Source organism: Bordetella sp. H567 (genome assembly GCF_001704295.1).
In the GTDB taxonomy this organism is placed as follows: domain Bacteria; phylum Pseudomonadota; class Gammaproteobacteria; order Burkholderiales; family Burkholderiaceae_B; genus Bordetella_C.
The window spans coordinates 3,519,062-3,541,695 of the sequence record NZ_CP012334.1 but is presented as its reverse complement, the minus strand read 5'-3'; the positions used below and the strand labels follow the sequence as shown (position 1 = coordinate 3,541,695).

General features: G+C 64.3%; 19 protein-coding genes and 3 tRNA genes. 14 read left to right on the top strand and 8 right to left on the bottom strand.

Annotated features, from left to right (window positions below):
- Positions 1-125 precede the first annotated feature (125 nt).
- Positions 126-1,520: a sigma-54-dependent transcriptional regulator gene (locus AKI39_RS15865; protein ID WP_066637968.1), complete on the top strand. Its 1,395-nt coding sequence runs from the start codon at positions 126-128 to the stop codon at positions 1,518-1,520.
- Positions 1,521-1,615: 95 nt separating this feature from the next.
- Here AKI39_RS15865 and AKI39_RS15860 read toward each other — a convergent pair whose 3' ends face one another.
- The 5 genes from AKI39_RS15860 to AKI39_RS15840 form a co-directional block, all read right to left on the bottom strand.
- Positions 1,616-1,897 carry a MatE family transporter gene (locus AKI39_RS15860; RefSeq protein ID WP_235610662.1) on the bottom strand — a complete coding sequence of 94 codons (282 nt, stop codon included), beginning with the start codon at positions 1,895-1,897 and terminating at the stop codon, positions 1,616-1,618.
- 86 nt (positions 1,898-1,983) lie between these two features.
- Positions 1,984-3,645 (bottom strand): FMN-binding glutamate synthase family protein, encoded by a 1,662-nt coding sequence (locus AKI39_RS15855; protein WP_066637965.1) that lies wholly within the window; start codon positions 3,643-3,645, stop codon positions 1,984-1,986.
- A 193-nt stretch (positions 3,646-3,838) separates the two neighbouring features.
- Positions 3,839-5,065: a YeeE/YedE family protein gene (locus AKI39_RS15850; RefSeq protein ID WP_066637957.1), complete on the bottom strand. Its 1,227-nt coding sequence runs from the start codon at positions 5,063-5,065 to the stop codon at positions 3,839-3,841.
- Between the two features lie 131 nt (positions 5,066-5,196).
- Positions 5,197-6,474 carry an arsenic transporter gene (locus AKI39_RS15845; protein ID WP_066637954.1) on the bottom strand — a complete coding sequence of 426 codons (1,278 nt, stop codon included), beginning with the start codon at positions 6,472-6,474 and terminating at the stop codon, positions 5,197-5,199.
- A 60-nt stretch (positions 6,475-6,534) separates the two neighbouring features.
- Positions 6,535-7,479, bottom strand: coding sequence for an AEC family transporter (locus AKI39_RS15840; protein WP_066643125.1), 945 nt, complete (start codon positions 7,477-7,479; stop codon positions 6,535-6,537).
- 157 nt (positions 7,480-7,636) lie between these two features.
- Between AKI39_RS15840 and AKI39_RS15835 the strand changes: the two genes are divergently transcribed.
- Complete coding sequence (locus AKI39_RS15835) at positions 7,637-8,080, top strand: GNAT family N-acetyltransferase (protein WP_066637952.1); 444 nt, start codon at positions 7,637-7,639, stop codon at positions 8,078-8,080.
- Between the two features lie 88 nt (positions 8,081-8,168).
- Here AKI39_RS15835 and AKI39_RS15830 read toward each other — a convergent pair.
- Positions 8,169-8,253, bottom strand: a tRNA-Leu gene (locus tag AKI39_RS15830).
- A 245-nt stretch (positions 8,254-8,498) separates the two neighbouring features.
- A tRNA-Leu gene (locus tag AKI39_RS15825) sits at positions 8,499-8,583 on the bottom strand.
- Between the two features lie 169 nt (positions 8,584-8,752).
- Here AKI39_RS15825 and rnr point away from each other — a divergent pair.
- From rnr to AKI39_RS15765, 12 genes are all read left to right on the top strand, one after another.
- Positions 8,753-11,167, top strand: a complete 2,415-nt coding sequence (rnr, locus tag AKI39_RS15820) for a ribonuclease R (RefSeq protein ID WP_076879770.1) — start codon at positions 8,753-8,755, stop codon at positions 11,165-11,167.
- 49 nt (positions 11,168-11,216) lie between these two features.
- Complete coding sequence (rlmB, locus tag AKI39_RS15815; RefSeq protein WP_066637947.1) at positions 11,217-11,954, top strand: 23S rRNA (guanosine(2251)-2'-O)-methyltransferase RlmB; 738 nt, start codon at positions 11,217-11,219, stop codon at positions 11,952-11,954.
- A gap of 39 nt (positions 11,955-11,993) precedes the next feature.
- On the top strand, positions 11,994-13,238 hold the full coding sequence (locus AKI39_RS15810; RefSeq protein ID WP_066643123.1) for a cystathionine gamma-synthase family protein: 1,245 nt from the start codon (positions 11,994-11,996) through the stop codon (positions 13,236-13,238).
- A gap of 14 nt (positions 13,239-13,252) precedes the next feature.
- Positions 13,253-13,933 (top strand): Fe2+-dependent dioxygenase, encoded by a 681-nt coding sequence (locus AKI39_RS15805; RefSeq protein WP_066637945.1) that lies wholly within the window; start codon positions 13,253-13,255, stop codon positions 13,931-13,933.
- 309 nt (positions 13,934-14,242) lie between these two features.
- The gene (locus AKI39_RS15800; RefSeq protein WP_066637942.1) at positions 14,243-14,515 is read left to right on the top strand and encodes an HU family DNA-binding protein; all 273 of its coding nucleotides are present in this window, start codon (positions 14,243-14,245) and stop codon (positions 14,513-14,515) included.
- Positions 14,516-14,676: 161 nt separating this feature from the next.
- Positions 14,677-14,752 (top strand) — tRNA-Val (locus tag AKI39_RS15795).
- Positions 14,753-15,098: 346 nt separating this feature from the next.
- Positions 15,099-15,914, top strand: a complete 816-nt coding sequence (locus AKI39_RS15790; protein ID WP_083228881.1) for an energy transducer TonB — start codon at positions 15,099-15,101, stop codon at positions 15,912-15,914.
- Between the two features lies 1 nt (position 15,915).
- Complete coding sequence (locus tag AKI39_RS15785; RefSeq protein ID WP_066637940.1) at positions 15,916-16,797, top strand: MotA/TolQ/ExbB proton channel family protein; 882 nt, start codon at positions 15,916-15,918, stop codon at positions 16,795-16,797.
- Positions 16,798-17,271 carry an ExbD/TolR family protein gene (locus tag AKI39_RS15780; protein WP_066637936.1) on the top strand — a complete coding sequence of 158 codons (474 nt, stop codon included), beginning with the start codon at positions 16,798-16,800 and terminating at the stop codon, positions 17,269-17,271. It begins immediately after the preceding gene.
- 73 nt (positions 17,272-17,344) lie between these two features.
- The gene (locus AKI39_RS15775) at positions 17,345-18,016 is read left to right on the top strand and encodes a response regulator transcription factor (RefSeq protein ID WP_066637933.1); all 672 of its coding nucleotides are present in this window, start codon (positions 17,345-17,347) and stop codon (positions 18,014-18,016) included.
- A 183-nt stretch (positions 18,017-18,199) separates the two neighbouring features.
- Positions 18,200-19,225 (top strand): sensor histidine kinase, encoded by a 1,026-nt coding sequence (locus tag AKI39_RS15770; protein ID WP_066643117.1) that lies wholly within the window; start codon positions 18,200-18,202, stop codon positions 19,223-19,225.
- Positions 19,222-21,135, top strand: coding sequence for a potassium transporter Kup (locus AKI39_RS15765; RefSeq protein ID WP_066637929.1), 1,914 nt, complete (start codon positions 19,222-19,224; stop codon positions 21,133-21,135). Before AKI39_RS15770 ends, AKI39_RS15765 begins: the two co-directional genes overlap by 4 nt.
- Positions 21,136-21,225: 90 nt before the next feature.
- Here the strand turns inward: AKI39_RS15765 and argG are convergent, their stop codons facing one another.
- Positions 21,226-22,560, bottom strand: coding sequence for an argininosuccinate synthase (argG, locus tag AKI39_RS15760; RefSeq protein ID WP_066637928.1), 1,335 nt, complete (start codon positions 22,558-22,560; stop codon positions 21,226-21,228).
- Between the last annotated feature and the right edge of the window lie 74 nt (positions 22,561-22,634).

Here is a 22,634-nt window from a genome sequence, read left to right as displayed (position 1 = left end):
CTGGCCTCCGTCTTAAACGCGATGCGGGGGGCGTACGGTGGAGGCTAGAATAAAGCCCAGCGGGGCGCGGTGCGCCCCGGCTTTTTCAGACCCTGAAAAAAACCGCGAACTTCACGGAACTGCGCATGCCACATGTTTTGATCGTCGATGACGAATCTCCAGTGCGAACCGCGCTGGCCGAGATCGTCAAGGACGAAGGGTTTACCGTTGCCCAAGCCAGCGACTTGCGCGAGGCGAAGATCCAGATTCTTCGTCAATCGCCGGACCTGGTTTTGTCCGACCTGCAGCTACCGGATGGAAGTGGCCTGGACATCTTCCAGGCATTGAGTTCACCGAACGTCGACGTCGTGTTCATTACCGGCCACGCCAGCGTCGAGAGCGCGGTGGATGCGTTGCGCCTTGGCGCCATCGATTATCTGCTCAAGCCCGTCAATATCCAGCGCCTGAAGATGGTGCTCGGGCGCATGCCGCGCAATGCCGACCTGTCGCCGTGGGGCGGGCCATTCGAGGACGAGGACCGCTTCGGCAAGATGCTCGGGCGCTCGCAGCCCATGAAGCAGCTGTATCGCCAGATCGCCAAGGTTGCGCCGACGGAAGCCACCGTCTTTCTCATGGGTGACAGCGGCACGGGCAAGGAGCTTGCCGCGCAAGCCATTCACGAATTGAGCGGGCGGCGCAAGGGCCCCTTCCTGCCGGTCAATTGCGGCGCCATTTCGCCCAACCTGATCGAAAGCGAGATGTTCGGCCACGAGCGTGGGAGCTTTACCGGCGCGGACCGACAGCACAAGGGCTACTTCGAACGCGCGGCGGGCGGCACGCTGTTCCTGGACGAAATCACCGAAATGCCCATCGACCTGCAGGTGAAGTTGCTGCGCGTGCTGGAGACGGGGCTATTCATGCGCGTCGGGACCAACCGCGAGATCGCCAGCGACGTACGCGTCGTGGCGGCAACCAACCGCAATCCGGAAGAGGCCGTCGCCGAAGGCAAGTTGCGCGAGGACCTCTATCACCGGCTGAACGTGTTTCCCGTGGAGCTGCCGCCGCTGCGTGAGCGCGGGGACGACGTGATCCTCATCGCGCAGCGCTATCTGGACATGCTGAACAAGGAACGCGGCGCGGACAAGAAGTTCGCCGTCGATACGCTGGAGAGCCTGCGCAATCACACCTGGCCGGGTAATGTGCGCGAACTGAAGAACTACGTCCATCGCGCCTTCATCCTGGCTGACGACAATGAAATCCGTGCCGGCGTGGTGCCCTTGCAGATGTCTCCCGAAAAGACCGCGACGGGTTCGCAGATCACGGTGCCGGTGGGCGTGCCCCTGGCCGACGCGGATCGGCGATTGATCTTCGCGACGCTGGAGCAATGCGGTGGGGTCAAGAAGCACGCCGCCGAAATCCTCGGCATCAGCCTGAAGACGCTTTACAACCGCCTGGAAGAGTACGCGGCCGCGGGGCATTTCCCCAAGGTGAACGGCGATGGCGGCGCCAAGCCGGAATCGGCCGGCCGCGCGGCAAAGTAGGGGCCGCGCACATCGGCCGTAAATGGCCGTATGCCGGCTGGAGCAGGCGTGTCGATCAACGGGCAGGTCCCGCGCGCAGGCCCTGCAAGACGGGCTTAGCCACCGTTGCGGGTCGGGTCCGGGCGCGTGTGCGCCAGCCCCGCCTGGTCTTCATCCACGATGCGGTCGGGCGCGACGTCGTCGCCGATGATGTCGTCCGAATCGCCTTCGACGTCCGCTCGTTCGCCGGTGCCGCTGGCATCGCTGTCGGTGTCCGGCGTATCGGGGCCGAGATCGCTGGCCGAGTCCGAGGAATCGCTGGGGCCTAGCGCACGGTTGCCGTGGCCGGGCAGCCCATTACCCATGAGATCGGCGTCAGGGTTGTAGCGTGTTGCCATGTGAGCCTCCTGAACAGGTGGCGCCCGGCGTTGCACTGCGGGCGCGGTAGGCCCGGGCACGCAAGCCCTGTGCCGCGGTACCGGGTTCAGGCGGGCACGGGCTCGGGCGGGCAGTCGGCGATCGCCTGGACGGACGTAATGTCCTGCGTGGGCAGGAATGAATCCGCGCGCGCCATAGTCCAGCCCGTCTCGAACAGACGGTGCCGGAACTTGCCTTCCAGCAATTCACCAGGCGACAGTTCGGGAAAGACCGCGGAAAGCAGCCGTACCTCCGAAGGCGAGATGCGTCTCGCGATGTGATGGGGCCTCAGCGCGCCGGGATGGGTCAGGCCGGCCGCGCCCAGCAGCTCGGCCAGCGCATGCAGGGTGTTCTCATGGAAGTTCGCCACGCGCTGCGCCTTGTCTGGTACAACCAGCGCGCGCTGGCGCACCGGGTCCTGGGTTGCGACGCCGGTGGGGCATTTGTCCGTGTGGCACGACTGCGCCTGGATACAGCCGATCGCGAACATGAAGCCGCGCGCGGCGTTGCACCAGTCGGCGCCCAGCGCCATGGTGCGCGCCATGTCGAAGGCCGTGATGATCTTGCCGGATGCGCCGATACGGATGCGTTCCCGCAGATTGACGCCGACCAGCGTGTTATGCACCAGGCGCAAGCCTTCGCGCAGCGGCGTGCCCACGTGGTCCACGAATTCCGGTGGCGCCGCGCCGGTTCCGCCTTCGGCGCCATCGACGACGATGAAGTCCGGCGTGATCCCAGTTTCGAGCATCGCCTTCACGATGGCGAACCATTCCCAGGGATGGCCGACGCAAAACTTGAAGCCCACGGGCTTGCCTTCGGACAGCTCGCGCAGCCGCGCCACGAAGCGCATCAACCCGATGGGCGTGTCGAAGGCGCTGTGCCCGGCGGGCGAGTTGCAGTCCTTCCACGGTGCCACGCCGCGCGTTTCGGCGATTTCCGGCGTCACCTTGGCGCCGGGCAGGATACCGCCATGGCCGGGTTTGGCGCCCTGCGACAGCTTGATTTCGATCATCTTCACTTGGGGATTGCGGGCATTGCGCGCAAATGCCTCAGGCGAAAAATTGCCTTGTTCGTCGCGGCAGCCGAAATAGCCGGATCCAATGTTCCAGACCAGCGCGCCGCCCGGCTTGCGGTGATACGGACTGATGCCGCCTTCGCCGGTGTCGTGGGCGAAATTGCCGATGCGCGCGCCTTCGTTCAATGCCGTGATGGCGTTGCCGGACAGCGCGCCAAAGCTCATCGCCGAGATATTCAGCGCCGACATGGAATAAGGCTGCTTGCAATGCGGGCCGCCGATGGTGACCCGGAAGTCGCTGTCGGCCACGTGCGTCGGCGCGAGCGAATGATTCATCCATTCATAGCGGTCGTTATAGACCTCTTCCTGGGTACCGAAAGGGCGCTTGTCCACCTGTTTCTTGGCGCGCTGATAGACGATGGAGCGCTGCGCCCGTGAAAACGGCGTGGCGTTGGTATCGTCTTCCAGGAAGTACTGGCGGATCTCCGGACGTATGGCTTCGAACAGGAAGCGCAGGTTGCCCAGGATGGGATAGTTGCGGCGTATCGCGTGGTGCGGCTGGGCCAGGTCATACAGGCCCAGCAATGCCAGGGCCGCCAAGGGGATCGCGGCCCAGAGCCATGCCAGCGAAGAGACGAGCGCCAGCGTGACGGTGCAAACCGTGCCCACCAGAACGAGTGCCAATGTCGAAAACCGTATCGCGAACCAGGACATATGTCTTCCTTACCGCCGGGCGCGGGCCCCGCTGAATCGAACGCGGCAAACCATAACAGAAAGCCGCGTCGGCCATGCGCGCGCAGGTGTGGGGGCGTTGAAACAGGTGCCGGCGGACGGAGAAAAGCAAAACCGGAGCCACGGGCTCCGGTTTCTGGGGGTTCGCGCCGGCCTGTGCGGCCGGATGACGCCGTCAGCAGCTGCTGGGCGGCGGGGATTTTTCCACGGCCAGGCCAAAGATGGGACGCAGCTGGACGCCCAGCGCGCTGCCGGCGAAGGCCGCCGGCAGCCACAGCCAGGCATGCAGGCTGCCCGATAGGATGCCGCTGAAATAGGCGCCGATATTGCACCCGTAGGCCATGCGGGCGCCGAATCCCAGCAGCAGGCCGCCTGCCACGGCGCCGGCCAGGGAACGCGCCGGTACTTTCCAGACCGGCGCGAATTTGCCGGCGGCACAGGCGGCGACCAGGGCGCCAAGCATCAGTCCGATGTCCATGACCGTGCTGACATCCTCTCGCAAGGGGGCGGCCAGCGACTTGGATTGCTTGACCCAATAAGCCCAGCCGGCCACGTCGCCGCCCATCGCGTCGTAAGCCTTCGCGCCCCAAAGCGCGAAAGCCGACGTAATGCCCCAGGGACGGCCGGCCAGCGCCAGCGTGACGAGGTTCAGTCCCACCAGGGCGACGCCGCCCCAGATCAGCGGCCACGGGCCGCGCCACAGGCTGGCCGGGCGGTCGGTGCGCGAAGCGAACGAGACGATACGGCCGTGGCGGCGCCGCTCCATGCGGGTCGCGATCCAGGCGATGAGCGCGAACACCGCCAAGTTGGAGAGGATGGCGGGCAGAGGCCCCCAGGCCAGCACGAAGGACGTCGGCTTGATGGCGGGCAGGGCCGACCACCAGGGGAAGGTATAGGTGCCCAGCACCGAGCCCACCACGAAGAACAACAAGGTCACCAGCATGCGTGTGTTGCCGCCGCCTACCGCGAAGAGCGTGCCCGAGGCGCAGCCGCCGCCCAGCTGCATGCCCACGCCGAACAGGAATGCGCCCAGCAGTACCGAGCCGCCGGCTGGCGATACCAGGCCGGCCACCGGCTGGCCGAACAACGTGCCTTGGGCCAGGATTGGAAAGAACAACACGACGCCGACCGCGAGCATCAGCATCTGGCCGCGCAGGCCGGCCGCGCGGCGGTCGGACACAAATACGCGCCATGCCTGGGTGAAGCCGAACGACGCGTGGTACAGGGTGACGCCGAGCAGGGCACCCGTGATCCACAAGGCGGCCTGTCGCCAGCCTACGGTAGCCTCCAGGTACCAGGCACCCACCCCCAGCAGCAGCAAGGCGACCCAGAATGGACGGCTATTGAAGCGCAGCCCAGGGGCCGTGGGGCGGAAATCGAGGGTCGAGGCGTTGGCAGACATGAGACTGTGCGGAAAGTGGCAGCGCCCCTTGCGAAGGGGGCGCCAAAATCGTGAATGTACGGGCGGGCGACTTATTTCTTTAAATAATTATTGTCGATTTATTTAGATAAAAAAGAAATAATGCTGCGGTGTCAGCTCAAGCGCCAGGCCAGGGCGGCCAGGGTAGCCAACAGCACCGGGATGGTCAGCACGATGCCGATGCGAAAGTAATATCCCCAGCCGATGCGCATGCCCTTGCGTTCGAGCACATGCAGCCACAGCAAGGTCGCCAGGCTGCCGATGGGCGTGATCTTGGGGCCCAGGTCGCTGCCGATGACGTTGGCATAGATCATGGCCTCGCGCGCGGCAGCCGTGGCCGTGGCGTCGGCGATCGAAAGCGCACCCACTAACACCGCCGGCAGATTGTTCATGATGGACGACAGCGTGGCCGCGGCGATGCCCGCCCCGAACGCGCCGCCCCACACGCCGCCTTGCGCGCACCAGGACAGGAAGGTACTCAGCTGCGATGTCAGGCCGGCATTGCGCAGTCCATACACCACCAAATACATCCCCAGCGAGAACACGACGATGTGCCACGGCGCGCCGCGCATGATGCGGCGCGTGCCCACGATGTGGGTGCGTCCCGCCACGGCGAGCAGCGCCAGCGCGCCTACCGCGGCAATCGCGCTTACCGGTATGCCCACGGGCTCCAGAATGAAAAAGCCGGCCAGCAGCAGGGCCAGCACGATCCACCCCGCGCGAAAGGTCGCGCGGTCGCGTATCGCGCTGCGCGGCTCGGGCAGCCGGCTATCGTCGTAGCGGCTGGGGATGGCGCGCCTGAATACGAGCGTCAGCATGACCAGGGAAGCGGCCACGGCGGCGACGTTCACCGGCACCATGACGGCGGCATAGCGCGCGAAACCGGTGTTGAAGAAATCCGCCGAGACGATATTGACCAGATTGGAGACGATCAGCGGCAGGCTGCCGGTATCGGCGATGAAGCCCGCCGCCATGACGAAAGAAAGGGAGGCAGCCGGTCCGAAGCCGAGCGCCAGCAGCACTTCCATGACGATAGGCGTCAGGATCAACGCCGCGCCATCGTTGGCGAACAGCGCGGTGACCATGGCGCCCAGCAGTACCACCAGCACGAACAGCCGCCCGCCATGTCCTCGGCCCCATCGCGCCACATGCAATGCGCACCATTTGAAGAAGCCCGCTTCGTCCAGGATCAGGCTGGTGATGATGATGGCGATGAATGTGGCCGTGGCGTTCCACACGATATGCCACACTTCGGCGATATCGCCGACGTGCACGACGCCCACGGCGAGCGCCAGCAAGGCGCCGCCCGCGGCGCTCCAGCCGACACCCAGGCCACGGGGCTGGATGATGACCATGGCGAGGGTCAGGATGAAGATGCAGGCGGCGAGCATGGGGCAGGCGTCAGGGGAGGCAGGAAGGGTAGAGGTTCACGAGCGGGGGCCGGTGGTGTGCTAGCGCACGCCAAGCTGCTCTATCCAGGCGACCAGCGCCGAAATGGTCAAGACCGAGGCCAGCGTGGAGAGCAGGATGGTGCGCGATGCCACGCGGGCGTCGCGGCCATACAGCTGGGCCAGGATGAAAGGGCCGGTGCCTATGGGCAGGGCGCTTAGCAGCACAGCGGTCCATGACCAGACGGGCGGCATGGTAAATACGCCGAAAGCCAGAGCGGCCGTGACCGCGGGTTGTACCAGCAGCTTCGCCGCCACCACGCGTGCGACCACGACGCCATTGCCCCCGGCCTCGGTCTGGGCCAGAAACAGCCCGATGGCGATCAGGGCGCAGGGGCTGGCCGCGTTGCCCAGCAGGACCATGAAGCGATCCATGGATTCCGGCAGCGGCAGGCCGGTGACCGCCCAGGCGAAGCCCAGTACCGGCGATACGAGCAAGGGATTGCGGATCAAGGCCGCGCCTACCTTGGCCGCGGTTTTGCCCAGGTGCTGGCCATGCCGCTGGTCCGCTTCGATGAGCGCGATCGACACCCCAAACAGCACGCAGGCCGTCATGAGGGTCGCCACGACCGCGGGCGCAAGGCTTTGCTGGCCGAACAGGACCAGGCAGAGCGGGATGCCCATGAAACCGACATTCGCATAGGAATTGCTCAAGGCTTCGATGCTGATGTCGGTCAGGGCAGTGTGCTTGCCGCGATGCGCGATCAGGGCCACCGCGAAGGCCGCGGCGATGCCGCCGAGGAACGACAGGACATAGCCCGGATGCGCGAGTTGTTCCCAAGTCACTTGTGACATGGCGCGAAACAACAGCGCCGGCAGTGACAGATAGACCACGAAGCGATTGAGTACGTCGCTGGCGGTTGCACCGAGCAGCCGCCTGCGTGCCGCCAGCCATCCCACCAGAATCAGCGCGAACACCGGCAGGGCGGCGGTAATGACGGCATGCATGGGAAAAATGCGTGGAAAAAAGGGAGTCATTCTAACTGTCCGCGCATTCCGTCATGTATCCGCCGGCGTCTTCTCCGGGACCGGTGCGGAAATTTGCCTGTCCGGCCCGCACTGGCGAAAATCGAGGCTTTCTTGGTCTGTGAGAAGGGAAAACAGCATGAGGCAGCCACCCGTTACCGTTACCGTCGTCGTGGGCGATTGGACGCGCCTGCGCGATGACGCAGCCGCGGTCCGGCATGCCGTTTTCGTCGTGGAGCAGAATGTGCCGCCGGAAATCGAGATGGACGAATTCGATGCCGTGTGTGTCCATGCGGTGGCCTACGATGCCGATGGACAGGTCGTGGGAACGGGCAGGTTGCTTCCCGATGGCCACATCGGCCGCATGGCGGTACATCGCCGCGCGCGGGGCCTGGGCGTCGGCGCGCATCTGTTGCAGGCACTGGTCGAGGCCGGGCGCGCCGCGGGCCATCGGAAACTGATGCTGAACGCCCAGACGCATGCGCGGGGCTTTTATGAACGACAGGGCTTCGTGGTGGAAGGCGACGAATTCATGGAGGCGGGCATCCCGCATGTGGCGATGGCGCGCGCATTGCCGGCGTGACGCCAAATAAAAAACCCCGCGAGACGGAGTCTTGCGGGGTTTCCTGCTTTCATTCACTCGCGGCGTTGCCGCGAATATCGCGATCGGGTGGTGCCCAGGAGAGGACTCGAACCTCCACACCTTGCGGCACATGGACCTGAACCATGCGCGTCTACCAATTCCGCCACCTGGGCCCGCTTCGTCGCCGCGTCGAATGCCGCGGAAGCGAAGAGGCGCGATTATGCACATTTTTTTTGCGGCCCGCAAGTTTTCGCTTTTTTGTCGGGGTTCGTGCCCATCACGCGATGCGAGGAACGCGCGATGCCAAAAGCATGCGATGCAAAGAACTAAAGATGGAAAGAACTAAAGATGGAAAGAACCAAAGATGCAAAAAACAAAACCCCCGATGCGTTTCCACATCGGGGGTTTTGGGAATTCGTGGTGCCCAGGAGAGGACTCGAACCTCCACACCTTGCGGCACATGGACCTGAACCATGCGCGTCTACCAATTCCGCCACCTGGGCACTGTATTTTCGTTAGAATACCGCTTTTGCTTTGTGGCAAACCGCTGGTTCTGAACCCGCGGCGCAGTAATTCTTCCGAAAGCACATAAGCTGCGCATTATAAACAGGAATTTCGACTTTGGCAAAACGATCGAGCGACGACGCCGCGAACAAGAACAGACCGACGGTCGTGCCTGAGGCGCCCCCCGATTTCGATCCCGACGTACCCAGCCGAGAAGCCATTCTTCGTGCGTTGCGGTCCGCCGGTGCCCCCTTGTCGCCCGCCGAGCTTGCCGACCGCATGGGCGTGGCGCGTCCCGATACCTCCATAGGCTTTGAGCGCCGCCTGGCCGCGATGGAGCGCGACGGCCAACTGCTGCCCAACCGCAAGGGCGTGCTGCTCCTGGCCACCAAACTGGACTTCGTGGCGGGCAGGGTGCAGGGCCACCGCGATGGGTTCGGCTTCCTGGTGCGTGATGACGGCGGGCCGGACATCTTCCTCTCGCCGCGCGAAATGCTGAAGGTGCTGCATGGGGACCGCGTGCTGGTCAAGCCCGGAGGCGAATACCGCGGCAAGCCCGAAGGCAATATTGTCGAAGTCATCGAACGCCGCACCAACAAGCTGGTGGGGCGCTTCCTGCATGAGCACGGCCTGTCCATCGTTGTGCCGGAAGACCAGCGCATCAAGCACGATATCCTGATTCCGCCCGGCGACACCAACGGCGCCCAGCACGGACAGGTCGTGTCGGTGGAAATCATCGAACAACCCACCCGGCACACGCAGCCCCTGGGACGCGTCGCCGAAGTGCTGGGCGAAATCGACGATCCCGGCATGGAAATCGAAATCGCCGTACGCAAATTCGACGTGCCGGTGGAGTTCTCGGAAGCCGCGCGCAAGCAGGCCGCCCGCCTGCCGGACACCGTGCGCAAGACGGATCTGAAGGACCGCATCGACCTGCGCGACGTACCGTTGATCACCATCGACGGCGAGGACGCGCGCGACTTCGACGATGCGGTGTATTGCGAGGCGGTGGAGCTCGGTTCCGGCCAGCGCAAGCGGCCGGCGTGGCGCCTGCTCGTCGCGATCGCCGATGTGAGCCATTACGTACAGCCCAACGACGCGCTGGATGACGATGCGGTGGAGCGCGGCACGAGCGTGTACTTCCCGCGCCGGGTCATTCCCATGCTGCCGGAAACGTTGTCGAACGGGCTGTGTTCGCTGAATCCGCACGTCGACAGGCTGGTGCTGGTTTGCGACATGGTGATTCCGGCCAGCGGGGCCAAGGCCGGCACGGTCACCGCGTATCAGTTCTACAACGCGGTCATGCATTCGCATGCGCGCACCACGTACACGAACATCTGGGCGGCGCTGCAGCAGCCCGGCGGGCCGGCCGCGCAGGCCATGGCCGGTGTGATGCCGCAGGTGCGCGACCTGTACGAGCTGTACCAGCTGCTGTCGCAGGCGCGCCGCAAGCGCGGCGCGATCGACTTCGATACGGTCGAGACCAAGATCGTCTGCAACGAGCTGGGGCGCATCGAACAGATTGTCGGCGTGGTGCGCAATGATGCGCACAAGCTCATCGAGGAATGCATGCTCGCGGCCAACACCTGCGCGGCCGACTTCATGGCGCGCAGCAAGCATCCCGGCCTGTACCGTATCCATGAAGGACCCACGCCGGATCGTCTGCAGTCGTTGCGCGAATTCTTGCGCACGCTGGGACTGACGCTGGGCGGCGGTGATGCACCGACGGCCAAGGACTACGGCGAGTTTCTCGACAGCGTGCGCGCGCGCCCCGACTATCCCCTGCTGCAGACCATGTGTCTGCGTTCGATGCAGCAGGCCATGTACAGCCCTGAAAATGTCGGCCATTTCGGGCTGGCCTATCCGGCGTATACGCATTTCACCTCGCCCATCCGGCGTTATCCCGACCTGCTGACGCACCGGGTGATCAAGGCCTTGTTGCACGGCCAGCGATATGTCCCCTCGCTGGAGGACGAGCCCGTGGTGATAGGCCGCTCCCACAAGGAGCACGAGCACGCCATCTGGGAAAAGCTGGGCCTGCTGCTTTCATCCAGCGAACGCCGCGCCGACGATGCGTCGCGCGACGTGGAGGCCTGGTTGAAGTGCTGGTTCGTCAAGGAACGCGTCGGCGAGGACTTCAGCGGCACCGTGACCGGGGTGGCCAGCTTCGGCATCTTCGTCACGCTGGATACCTTGCACGTGGAAGGACTCGTACACGTCTCGGAACTGGGTGGCGAGTACTTCCAGTTCAACGACGCGCTGCATGAATTGCGCGGCGAACGTACCGGCATGCGCTACCGCCTGACGGACAAGGTCCAGGTACAGGTGGCGCGCGTGGATCTGGAAGCGCGGCGCATCGAGTTCCGCCTGGTCAAGGGCACCAGTTTTGAATCGCTGCGCAAGGCCGCCCAGCGTGGGCCGGAAGAACCGCCCCGGCGCATCAAGAAGGCGGCCGGCACCAAGCCCAAGGCCCTGAAGGGCCAGACGGCCAAGGTGCGGCGCGCCGAAGCAAAGAAGGCGGATCGCGTGGCCGTGCGCCAGGCGCAGGCTTCCACCCCGTCCGCCGCGCGCAAGCGCCGTTGAGCATGGCCCCGCCCGTGGCGGGCGGGGGTTACAAGAGAGGTATGGTTTTATGGCGTCGACCCAGGTACTCGCAGGGTTTCACGCGGTCGTGGCGCGCCTGCGCCATGCGCCGTCGTCCATCAAGGAAATTTATGTCGAGGCCTCGCGCCGCGACAAACGCATGGCGTCGCTGGTCGAACAAGCCGAACGCGCCGGGCGCAAAGTGCACCCGGTGCCGGCCGAACGGCTGGACGGCCTGGCGCACGGCACGCGGCACCAGGGCGTGGTGGCCCTGGCCGTGCCGGCCCAACTGGCGGTCGATGTCGACGACGTGCTGGACGTGATTGAAGGTCCGGCTTTCCTGCTGATACTGGATGGCGTGACGGATCCGCACAATCTGGGTGCCTGCCTGCGCACGGCCGATGCGGCCGGCGTGCATGCCGTCATCGCGCCGCGCGACCGCGCCGTCGGGCTGAATGCCACGGTGCAGCGCGTGGCCTGCGGTGCGGCGGACACCGTGCCGTACATCATGGTCACCAACCTGGCGCGAACCATGCGCGCGCTGAAGGAACGTGACGTATGGCTGGTCGGCACGGACGACCAGGCCGGGACGCCGATGCACGGGGTGGACGCGCGCCGGCCCATGGCGTGGGTCATGGGCGCCGAAGGCGAGGGCATGCGTCGGCTGACACGCGAAACCTGCGACGAACTGGTGCATATCCCGATGCTGGGTTCGGTGGAAAGCTTGAATGTCAGCGTCGCGAGCGCTGTCTGCCTGTACGAGACCGTGCGCCAACGCCAGGCGTAAAATTCTCCGCTCATTCCCGTATCACTGGTGCGCGCGATCATGGATAAATCCGGCTTTACCACTAGCATTCTTCACTCCGATCGGCGTGATGCCGTCGAACATGGGGCCGTCCACAAGCCCATACATGTGTCGTCCGAGTACGGCTACGCCGACGCGCGCGAGCTGGCGGCTGTGTTTCAGGGCAAGGCCGGCTATTCGTACGCGCGGCAAGGCACGCCGACAACGGCCGCGCTGGAGACCCGCATCACGCGGATGGAAAAGGGTGTCGCGACAGTCAGCTTCGCGACCGGCATGGCGGCCCTGGCCGCGGTGTTCACCACGCTGTTGCGCGCGGGCGATCATCTGGTGTCCAGCCAGTTCCTCTTTGGCAATACCAACAGCCTGTTCGCGACGCTCGCCGAGCTGGGCGTGGAAATCAGCTTTGTCGATGCCACCGATACCGAACAGGTTAAGGCCGCGCTGCGGCCGAATACCCGCATGGTGTTCGTCGAAACCATCGCCAACCCGGGGACACAGGTCGCGGACCTGGCCGGCATCGGCGCGCTGTGCCGCGAGCGTGGCCTGGTCTACCTGGTCGACAATACGCTGACCTCGCCGTGGATGCTGCGCGGCATCGATGTGCAGGCGTCGCTGGTCATGAACTCGCTGTCCAAGTACATCGGCGGCCATGGCAATGCGCTGGGCGGTTCCATCACCGATACGGGCCTGTTCGACTGGTCCGGCTACAAGAATATTTTTGATTCCTATCGCAAGGGCCCGTCGACCGGTTGGGGACTGTTGCAGATCAAGAAAAAGGGCTTGCGCGATATGGGCGGCACCTTGTCGGCCGACGCGGCGCACCGCATCGCGGTGGGTTCAGAAACGCTGGCGCTACGCATGCGCCGGCATTGCGACAACGCGCTTGCCCTGGCCCGCATGCTGGAAAGCCACCCTGGCGTGGCCCGGGTGTATTACCCCGGCCTGGCATCGCATCCCCAGCATGCCCGCGCGGCGTCGTTGTTCGACGGATGCTTCGGTGCCTTGATGGGCGTGGAGCTGGTAGAGGGCATAGATTGCTTCGATTTCCTCAACCGGCTGCAGGTCGTCATCCTGGCCACGCACCTGGGCGATACGCGCACCTTGGCGTTGCCGGCCGCCCATACCATCTACTACGAAATGGGCGCGCAGCGCCGCGCGCAGATGGGGATAGCCGACAGTTTCATTCGCGTGTCCGTCGGGATCGAGGACGAACAAGACCTGCTGGGAGATTTCGACCAGGCGCTGCGCGCCTGTCTGAACACCTGAGCCGGAGCTACCCCATGTTGATCCAGATCGCCGACGTTTTCACGCCTGCCGAAGCCGCCGAAATGCGTGCCCGGCTTGAAGCAGCCGATTGGGTCGACGGCAGGGTTACCGCGGGCCACCAGTCGGCCCAGGTCAAGCAGAACCGCCAATTGGCGGAAAGCAATCCGCTTGCGCAGGAGCTGGGTAGCGCGATCGTGCAGCGGTTGACCCACAATCCGCTTTTCATGGCCGCGGCCTTGCCGCGCAAAATCATTCCACCGCTGTTCAATCGCTACGAGGGCGGAGAAAACTTCGGCTATCACGTCGATAACGCGGTGCGGCCCGTTACGGGCTCGCCCGATCGCGTGCGCACCGATATGTCCGCGACCTTGTTCCTGTCCGAGCCGGATAGCTACGAGGGCGGGGAACTGGTGGTCGATGACCTGTATGGTCCGCGCAGCATCAAGCTCGCGGCGGGCCACATGGTGCTGTATCCGGGCACCAGCCTGCATCGCGTGAACGCCGTGACGCGTGGCGCGCGCATCAGTGCCTTTTTCTGGCTGCAGAGCCTGGTGCGCGAGGATGCGCAGCGCACCTTGCTGCTGGACCTGGATGTCGCTATTCAAAGATTGACGCAGGATCTCAAGGAACATCCCTCGCTGGTTCAATTGACAGGCGTGTATCACAACCTGCTGCGCCGGTGGGTGGACGTGTAACGTTGCGCTGCCGATGCGCTGCCCGCACACCACGCGTAAAGCCTCGGCAAGTACTGTCGCTTTCAATGCGGAAAGCCAGTAAAGACGCGGGTTTTCGGCGGATTTTTTCTTGACAGCCTTGTGTCGTCAGGGCCTAATACGCCTCTACGTCGCTCCTGGTTTGCCCGCTTTCATGCGGGCGAAATCATGGGCGGCGTAGCAATTTAAGCGTCGCGGTTTGTCATGCAAACCGTTCAATAAGAAGTCGTTCGAATGTTTCGCTGGCCGCGACGGCCGCCGGGACACCATACCTGTGAGGGGTAATCCTGCATGAACAAAACTGAACTCATCGACCACATCGCCAGCAAAGCGGATATCTCGAAGGCGGCCGCGGGCCGTTCCCTCGACGCGTTGATCGGCGCCGTGAAGTCGACGCTGAAGAAGGGCGGCACCGTAACCCTGGTCGGTTTCGGCACGTTCGCCGTGTCTTCCCGTGCAGCACGTACCGGTCGCAATCCCCGCACCGGTGAAAGCATCAAAATCAAAAAAGCCAAGGTGCCCAAGTTCCGCGCCGGCAAGGCCCTGAAGGACGCAGTCAACTGATCGATCGTTCGATCAGGATCGCCCGGCAGGCAGGGGACGATGAGCGCCTCGTATCGCGCCGCTTGCATGCATAGTCTCGATTCCCCCTCGTTTGCGGCCTTACCGGGCGGTCGCTATAATCCACGCTCGCGGTTTGCTTGAAGAGTGGCCCCACTCTATTGGGGTGCTTAGCTCAGCTGGTAGAGCGGCGCCCTTACAAGGCGTAGGTCGGGGGTTCGAACCCCTCAGCACCCACCACTCCCTTCCGTCGCAATCGCGGTCTCCCCCTCCGGTATTTCCCCCACGTATCATCCCGGGCTGTCGTTCGTAAGCGGCCGTCCGCGCGTCTGCGTATCCCTCTTCGGTTTTCGGCCTTCGCCTTGGGCGCTGTTGTCCGGATGCCTGCCTGCTTTCCCTTCACGCACCGCTTGGGCACGGGCCCTGGTCACGCTTGCATGCCAGCGGCATGGACCGTCACGATTCCTGTCTCCGGACCACATCAAATGATTTTGCGAATAATTCCCATTTGAGATAGCATGTCGGACTCATTCCCGCGCTCCACGCGTGTCGCGGCTTCACTCTAGTCAGGGCATCGGGCTGGTTCATGCCTAGCAACAAAAAGCGCAATTGGTCCACGTCGTCGAACGCTTCCCTGGGTATCAGGCTGGGCGCAGCGATCGTCGTCGTAGCGGTGCATGCCGTGGTGGCGGGGGCCATGCTCTCCACGCGGGAAGTGGTGCCCCTGCCGCCGGAAAGCCAACCCATCATGGTAAGCGTGGTGGAAGCGCCGGTACCGCAAGTCGCCAAGGCACCCGAAACGCCCGAGCCACCCAAGCCCGACGTGCAGCCGCCCACGCCGCCGCAACCGAAGGTGCAACCCGAGCCGGCGCCCACGCCACCCGAGACAGTGCAGCCCGAACCGGAACCGGTCATCGAAAAGCCGCCCGTTCCCGCGCCGAAGCCCAAGCCCAAGCCGCAGCCCACACCGCAGCCCAAACCGAAGCCGCAGCCGGTGCAGGAAACGCCGCCGCCCAAGCCGATCGAACAGCCGCCCGCGCCACCGTCGCCGCCGACGGGCGCGCCGGACGGGGCGACGGCCACCCAGGCGCCGCGCCAGGGGCCGCCCCGCGATCAACCCGAAACGGTCTCGAATATCGAATACCTGGGGCCCGGGCCGTCCGCGGTCTATCCCATGGCATCGAAGCGACGCCGCGAAGAGGGGCGCGTTACCGTGCTGGTGGTCGTCAATACGCAGGGCGCGATCGAAAAGGCGACGGTCGTGGCTTCCTCCGGTTTTCCGCGGCTCGATGAGGCCGCGCTGGATGCCGTGCGCCGCGTGCGTTTCAAACCCTATAAGCGCAATGGCATCGCCTATACGGTCCAGGCAAGAATTCCGTTCGATTTCAATATAAGGAACTGACATGTCCATCGCACACCATATCGCCATGGTGCTGGCGCAGGCGGCGCCCGCCGCGACGGCCGAGCCTGCCGTCGCGCAGAACGCCGGGACGGCGCTGCAGTCCACCGCCATGCCGGCGGCCCCCGCGCCGCTGCCGACGCCCGACATGGGCATCCTGCATTTCGTCTCGCAGAGCGATATCGTCGGCAAGACACTGTTCGTCATCCTGATCCTGATGTCCCTGGTGACCTGGTACCTGATCGTCGTCAAGGCACTGAACAGCACGATGATCCGCATGCGTTCGCGCGATTTTCTCGACAAGTTCTGGGGTGCCAGCTCGCTGGAGCAGGTGGAGCATGAAATCACCACGCATGGGGCACGCGACCCGTTCTCGCATCTTGCGTCACATGCCATGTATGCGCAGGCACACCACGCCAAATATGGCGCGACCACGCTGTCCGAGGCCGGTTCCAACAGCGAATTCGTGACGCGCACCATGCGCAAGGTCATCGACGAGGAAACCGCCAAGCTGGAAAATGGCCTGACCGTGCTGGCGTCGGTGGGCTCCACGGCACCGTTCGTGGGGCTGTTCGGCACCGTATGGGGCGTGTATCACGCGCTGGTGGGCATCGGCCTGGCCGATGGCGTGACCATCAACCGTATCGCCGGCCCGGTCGGCGAGGCGCTGATCATGACCGGCCTGGGCCTGGCAGTGGCCATTCCCGCCGTGCTGGCATACAACACCTTCGTGCGCAAGAATCGCGTCTTCCTGTCTCGGTTGGACGCGTTCGCGCATGACCTTTTCGCCTTCCTGACAACCGGCCAGCAAGTGGCGATATCGGACAGCAAGGTGCGCGCCATGCGCCGGACTGGCGGTTCGCAGGCGACGCGCGGGAGCGAATAAATGGCTTTCGGCGGCTTTGACAACAAGGGTTCCGGCAGCCACGCGATGTCGGAGATCAACATGGTGCCCCTCATCGACGTGATGCTGGTGCTGTTGGTGATTTTCATCATTACCGCGCCGCTGCTGGCCCATTCGATCCGGATCGATATGCCCCAGGTCAGCGCGGAGCCGGTCAAGGAAGAGCCCAAGACCGTCGACCTGGCGATCGACGCCGGCGGCCAACTATTCTGGGACGATAAACCGGTACTCGAAGCGGAGCTGCCCGATCGCTTCGCCGCCGCCGCGGGGACCCAGCCCCAACCTGAGCTGCGCATCCGCGCCGACTTGAACACCCGTTACGAAACCTTGGCCAAGGTGATGGGCGCCGCCCGCCGCGCCGGATTGGGCCGTATCGGTTTCGTCACGAATCCGGCCCCGTCGGCGGCTGGCGCCGGTGCCCCGGGGGCGTCGGCCGGCGCTCCCCCCGCCAACTAAAGGTGGCGAAATATTTCACATGGCGTCCACGGAGGCTAGCGCGTTGCGGTCCGGATCGCGCTAGAATCGCGCCATGCGAGTACTGGTAATCGAAGACGACACAACCCTGGGCCACGCGCTGCAGGAGTTTCTGGCCGACCAGGGGTATGCGGTCGATTGGCTCACCGATGGCGACAAGGTGTTGGGCGCCTTGGCGGGCCAACCTTACGATCTGCTTCTGCTCGATCTCAACCTGCCCGGCATGAGCGGCCTGGATGTCCTGCGGCAATTGCGCGCGGACGGCAACCAGGTGCCTGTCCTTATATTGACGGCCCGCGACGGTCTGGAAGACCGTGTGGCAGGGCTGGACGCCGGCGCGGACGACTATGTCACCAAACCGTTCGAATTGCCTGAACTCGCCGCCCGGGTGCGCGCGTTCTTCCGGCGACGCAGCGGCCAGGCGCAGCCCTTGATCGAAGTCGGGCCGCTGGTCTTCGACACCGTCGGCCGGGAAGTCCGGGTCCACGGCGAACGCCTGTCCCTGTCGGTGCGTGAATTGTCCGTGCTGGAAATGCTGATGGCCCGCGTCGGTCGCGTCGTCACCAAGCGCCAGATCGTCAATTCCCTTTCCGCATGGGACGCCGATTTCAGCGAGAACGCGGTGGAAGTCTACGTATATCGACTGCGCAAGCGCCTGGAAGGTACCGGCGCGAGTATCCAGACGGTGCGCGGCTTCGGTTATCTGTTGGATGTGGAAGCAGCCTGAACGCTCGCTTCCGTGCGGTGACCACATGCCCGGATTGATCTCGTCCGGCGGGGTTGGCCTACGAACATGACCGTGGATATTTCCTCCGACCGTATCCGTAGCAGCCCGCAAAGCTCCCGCACTTACCGGTCTGGTCTTCTTCTGCCTCGGGGTTCCCTGGCTCGCTATCTGGTGGTGCGGCTGCTGCCCGCCATCCTGCTGCTGGTGCTCCTGGACTTGGCCGCGACGTGGGTAATGACCCACAAGATCGACATGACCCTATGGGAGCTGGAAGATTTCTTCCTGCTGATGGTGGTCGGCCAGGTCATCCTGATGTCGCTGTTCGCCTGGGTCGTCGTGCATGGCGTACGTTCCGGCCTGCGTTCGGTGAACCTGCTGTCCGACGAAATCCGGCAACGCTCCATCGATGACATGCAGCCGCTCGAAGTCGCCGGCGTGCCCGCCGAAATGGAGCCGCTGGTGCTGCATACCAATGATCTGCTCGCCCGCCTGGACGCGTCCCTGGCCGCCCAGCGCCGCTTCATCGGCCATGCCGCGCATCAGTTGCGTACGCCATTGAGCGGCTTGCGGCTGGAATCCGAATTGATGCTTGCCCGTCCCCTGCCGGACGACGTCCGCGCTCGCGCCGAACGCATCAAGGCGGTCAGCGACAGGATGATCCGTCTGGGACAGCAACTGCTGGTGCTGGCGCGCGCAGACCCCAACGCCCGCCCGCAGGACAGCTTTGTCCGCGTCGACCTGTGCGAATGGATCCGCGCCAGCGGCGCCGAGTGGATCCCGCGTGTGCGGGCCGCGCAGTTCGAACTGGATCTGAACGCGCCCGATACGCCGGTGTGGGTCGACGCCGATCCGCTGCTGCTGGATGAGCTGCTCGGCAATCTGCTGGACAACGCCCTGCGTTACGGCGCGGCGGGCGGCAGGATTACCCTGACCGTGGGCACCAATCCGCCCAGCCTTACCATCATGGACGATGGTCCGGGCATCCCGGCGGAAGACCAGGATCGGGTATTCGAGGCTTTTTATCGCTCGCCCGCGGCAACCGCGGGAGGCTCCGGCCTGGGCCTGGCCATCGTTCGCGAAATCGCCCATGCGCACGGCGCGTGGTGGAAACTGTCCAGCCGTCCCGAATTCCCCGGCACGCGTTTGACCGTGGTGTTTCCCGGTCCACGCAAAGGCGCCCAATTGACTCGACACGACATACAGGTATGACGACCGGAACCGCAGCAAGCCCGTCCCCGGTGGCAGCGGCCCACCACGCGCCATCTTCCAGGGCCGCCCTGGTCATCGGGGCGCTCGGCGTCGTGTATGGCGACATCGGCACCAGCCCGCTTTACACCCTGCGCCAGTGCCTGGTCGGATACGGTGACCTCCAGCCCGGCCATGTCCTGGGAGTACTGTCCATCCTCTTCTGGATGTTGATGCTGGTGGTGTCGTTCAAGTACATCATGCTGGTGCTGCGCGCGGACAACCGGGGTGAAGGCGGTACGCTGGCGCTGCTGGAGCTGGCCATACGCGGACGCCAAGGCAAGTTGCGCATACTGCTGATTGCGCTCGCAATATTCGGTGCGGCGCTGTTCTACGGCGACAGCATGATCACGCCGGCCATCTCGGTGCTGTCGGCGCTGGAAGGGATCAGCGTCGTATCCCATCGCTTCGAGCATTGGGTGGTGCCGCTTGCCTTGATCGTGCTGATCGCACTGTTCATGATCCAGTCGCATGGGACCGGCGTGATGGGCAAGCTGTTCGGTCCCATCATGGGCCTGTGGTTCGGCACGCTGGCCGTGCTGGGCGTATGGCAGATCGTCCAGGCGCCGGCGATATTGCAGGCCCTGAATCCGATCTGGGGCGTGCATTTCGTGGTCGAATCGCCGCGCGCCAGCTTCGTGCTGCTGGGCTCGGTCGTGCTGGCGTTGACGGGGGCGGAGGCCCTCTACGCCGATATGGGGCATTTCGGGCGGGGCGCGATCCGCCGCGCCTGGTTCTGGATGGTGGCGCCGGCCTTGACGCTGTGCTACTTCGGCCAGGGAGCGCTGTTGCTGCGCGATCCGCACGCGATCGCCAACCCCTTCTTCCTGATGGCGCCCGACTGGGGCGTGGTGCCCTTGGTCTGCCTGGCAACGGTGGCCACGATCATTGCCTCGCAGGCCGTGATCTCGGGCGCGTATTCGATGACGCGCCAGGCCGTTCAGCTGGGATACTGGCCACGCATGGAGATCCTGCACACCTCCGCGGTTGAAAAAGGCCAGATCTACCTGCCGCAGGTCAATGCATTGCTGCTGGTCGCGGTGCTTGTCCTGGTGGTGGTGTTCCGCAGCTCCGACAACCTGGCCGCCGCGTATGGCTTCGCCGTTACGGGGACCATGCTGACCACGTCCGTCCTGCTGTTGTCGCTGATGTCGCGTGCCGCCGTCAGCGGCCCCCGGCGTGCCATGTGGTGGGCCATACTGGGCTTCATCCTGGTGTTCGACCTGCTGTTGTTTTCGGCGAACGCGCTCAAGGTGGAAGAGGGCGGGTGGCTGCCGCTTTCGGTGGGGATCGTGGTGTTCACCCTGATGCTGACATGGCGGCGCGGCCGCTACTTGCTCAGCCAGCAGCAGCAGCGCGACCGGCAACCGCTGGGGGAGTTCATGGAGCAGCTGGAACAGTTCCCCCCGGCGCGCGTGCATGGCACCGCCATTTTCATGACGATGAATCCCGGCAACGTGCCGCCCGCGCTGCTGCACAACCTGAAGCACAACAAGGTGCTGCATGACCACGTGCTGTTTTTGACCATACGCAGCGCCGACGTGCCCTACGTTTCGTCGGAGGAACGCTTTTCCCTGACCAAGCTCAGTGCTTCCAGCTGGCAAGCAGTGCTGACCTACGGCTTCAAGGAAGAGCCTGACGTGCCGGACGCCTTGCGAGTAGTGGCGGAGGCTTATCCCGAGGTGGATCTGGAGCCGATGCGCACGTCGTATTATTTGTCGCGGCAGACCGTGGTAGCGGCCAAGCGGCCGGCCATGCGGGGCTGGCGGCGCGCGATATTCGCCTTCATGGCACGCAATTCCACGCGTAGCACGAAGTTCTTCAAGATTCCGCCGAACCGCGTCGTGGAAATGGGGATGCAGGTAGAGCTGTAGCGCCCTTACGCCTGCGGGTAGCCCAAGGAAAAAGCCGCGGAAACCCGCGGCTTTTTTTCATGGCAAGGCGCGAACCCGCGCGCGGTGCTTTTATTTCTTGTCTTCCTTCAGCTGGGGCAGGGCGGCGCCTGCCGATGGCGCCAGCAGGCCGGCCTTGACGTAGGTGAACAGCTTGTCGCGCGTATCGACGATGTCGAGGTTGCGCATGGTGAGCTGGCCGATCCGGTCTTGCGGCGAGAATACCGATTCGCCCTTTTCCATCGTCAGGCGTTCCGGCTTGTACGTCAGGTTGGCGGATTCGGTATTGACGATGGAGTAATCGTTCCCGCGGCGCAGTTCAATGGTCACCTCGCCCGTCACGGCGCGCGCCACCCAGCGCTGCGCGGTTTCGCGCAGCATGATGGCCTGCGGATCGAACCACCGGCCCTGGTACAGCAGACGGCCCAGCTTGCGGCCGTTTTCGCGGTACTGCTCGATGGTGTCTTCGTTATGGATGCCGGTGATCAGACGCTCGTAGGCGATGAACAGCAGCGCCATTCCCGGGGCTTCGTAGATGCCGCGGCTCTTGGCTTCGATGATGCGGTTCTCGATCTGGTCGCTCATGCCCAGGCCATGGCGTCCGCCGATGCGGTTGGCTTCCAGCATCAATGCAACAGGGTCGTTGTATTCCACCCCGTTCAGGGCCACCGGGCGGCCTTCGACGAAACGCACGCTGACTTCTTCACGCTTGACGTCGACCTCGTCACGCCAGAACGCCACGCCCATGATGGGTTGGACGATGCGGATGCCGGAATTCAGGTGTTCCAGGTCTTTCGCCTCGTGGGTGGCACCCAGCATGTTGGAGTCGGTGGAATAGGCCTTTTCCGCCGACATGCGGTATTCGAAGCCCGACTGGCGCATGTATTCCGACATTTCGGCGCGGCCGCCGAGTTCGTCGATGAAAGCCTGGTCCAGCCAAGGCTTGTAGATCTTGAGATCCGGGTTGGTCAACAGGCCGTAGCGGTAGAAGCGCTCGATGTCGTTGCCCTTGAAGGTGCTGCCGTCACCCCAGATATTGACGTCGTCTTCCTTCATGGCCGCGACCAGCATGGTGCCCGTGACGGCGCGTCCGATGGGGGTCGTGTTGAAGTAGGTGATGCCCGCGGTGGAAATATGGAAAGCGCCACTTTGCAGCGCGGCGATGCCTTCTGCAACGAGTTGGCTGCGGCAATCGACCAGGCGGGCTTTTTCCGCCCCGTATTGCATGGCGCGGCGCGGGATTTCGTCGTAGTCGGGCTCGTCCGGCTGGCCCAGATTGGCGGTATACGCATAGGGCACTGCGCCTTTTTCGCGCATCCAGTGAAGCGCGGCGCTCGTGTCCAGGCCGCCTGAGAACGCGATGCCGACCTTCTGGCCGACGGGGATGTGCTGAAGGATGGTTGCCATTGCGTATCGCCTGGGGGGAAGAAAACCAGCGATTTTACCGCTTTTGCGATGCCCCCAGGCGCTGCTGCCCGTCG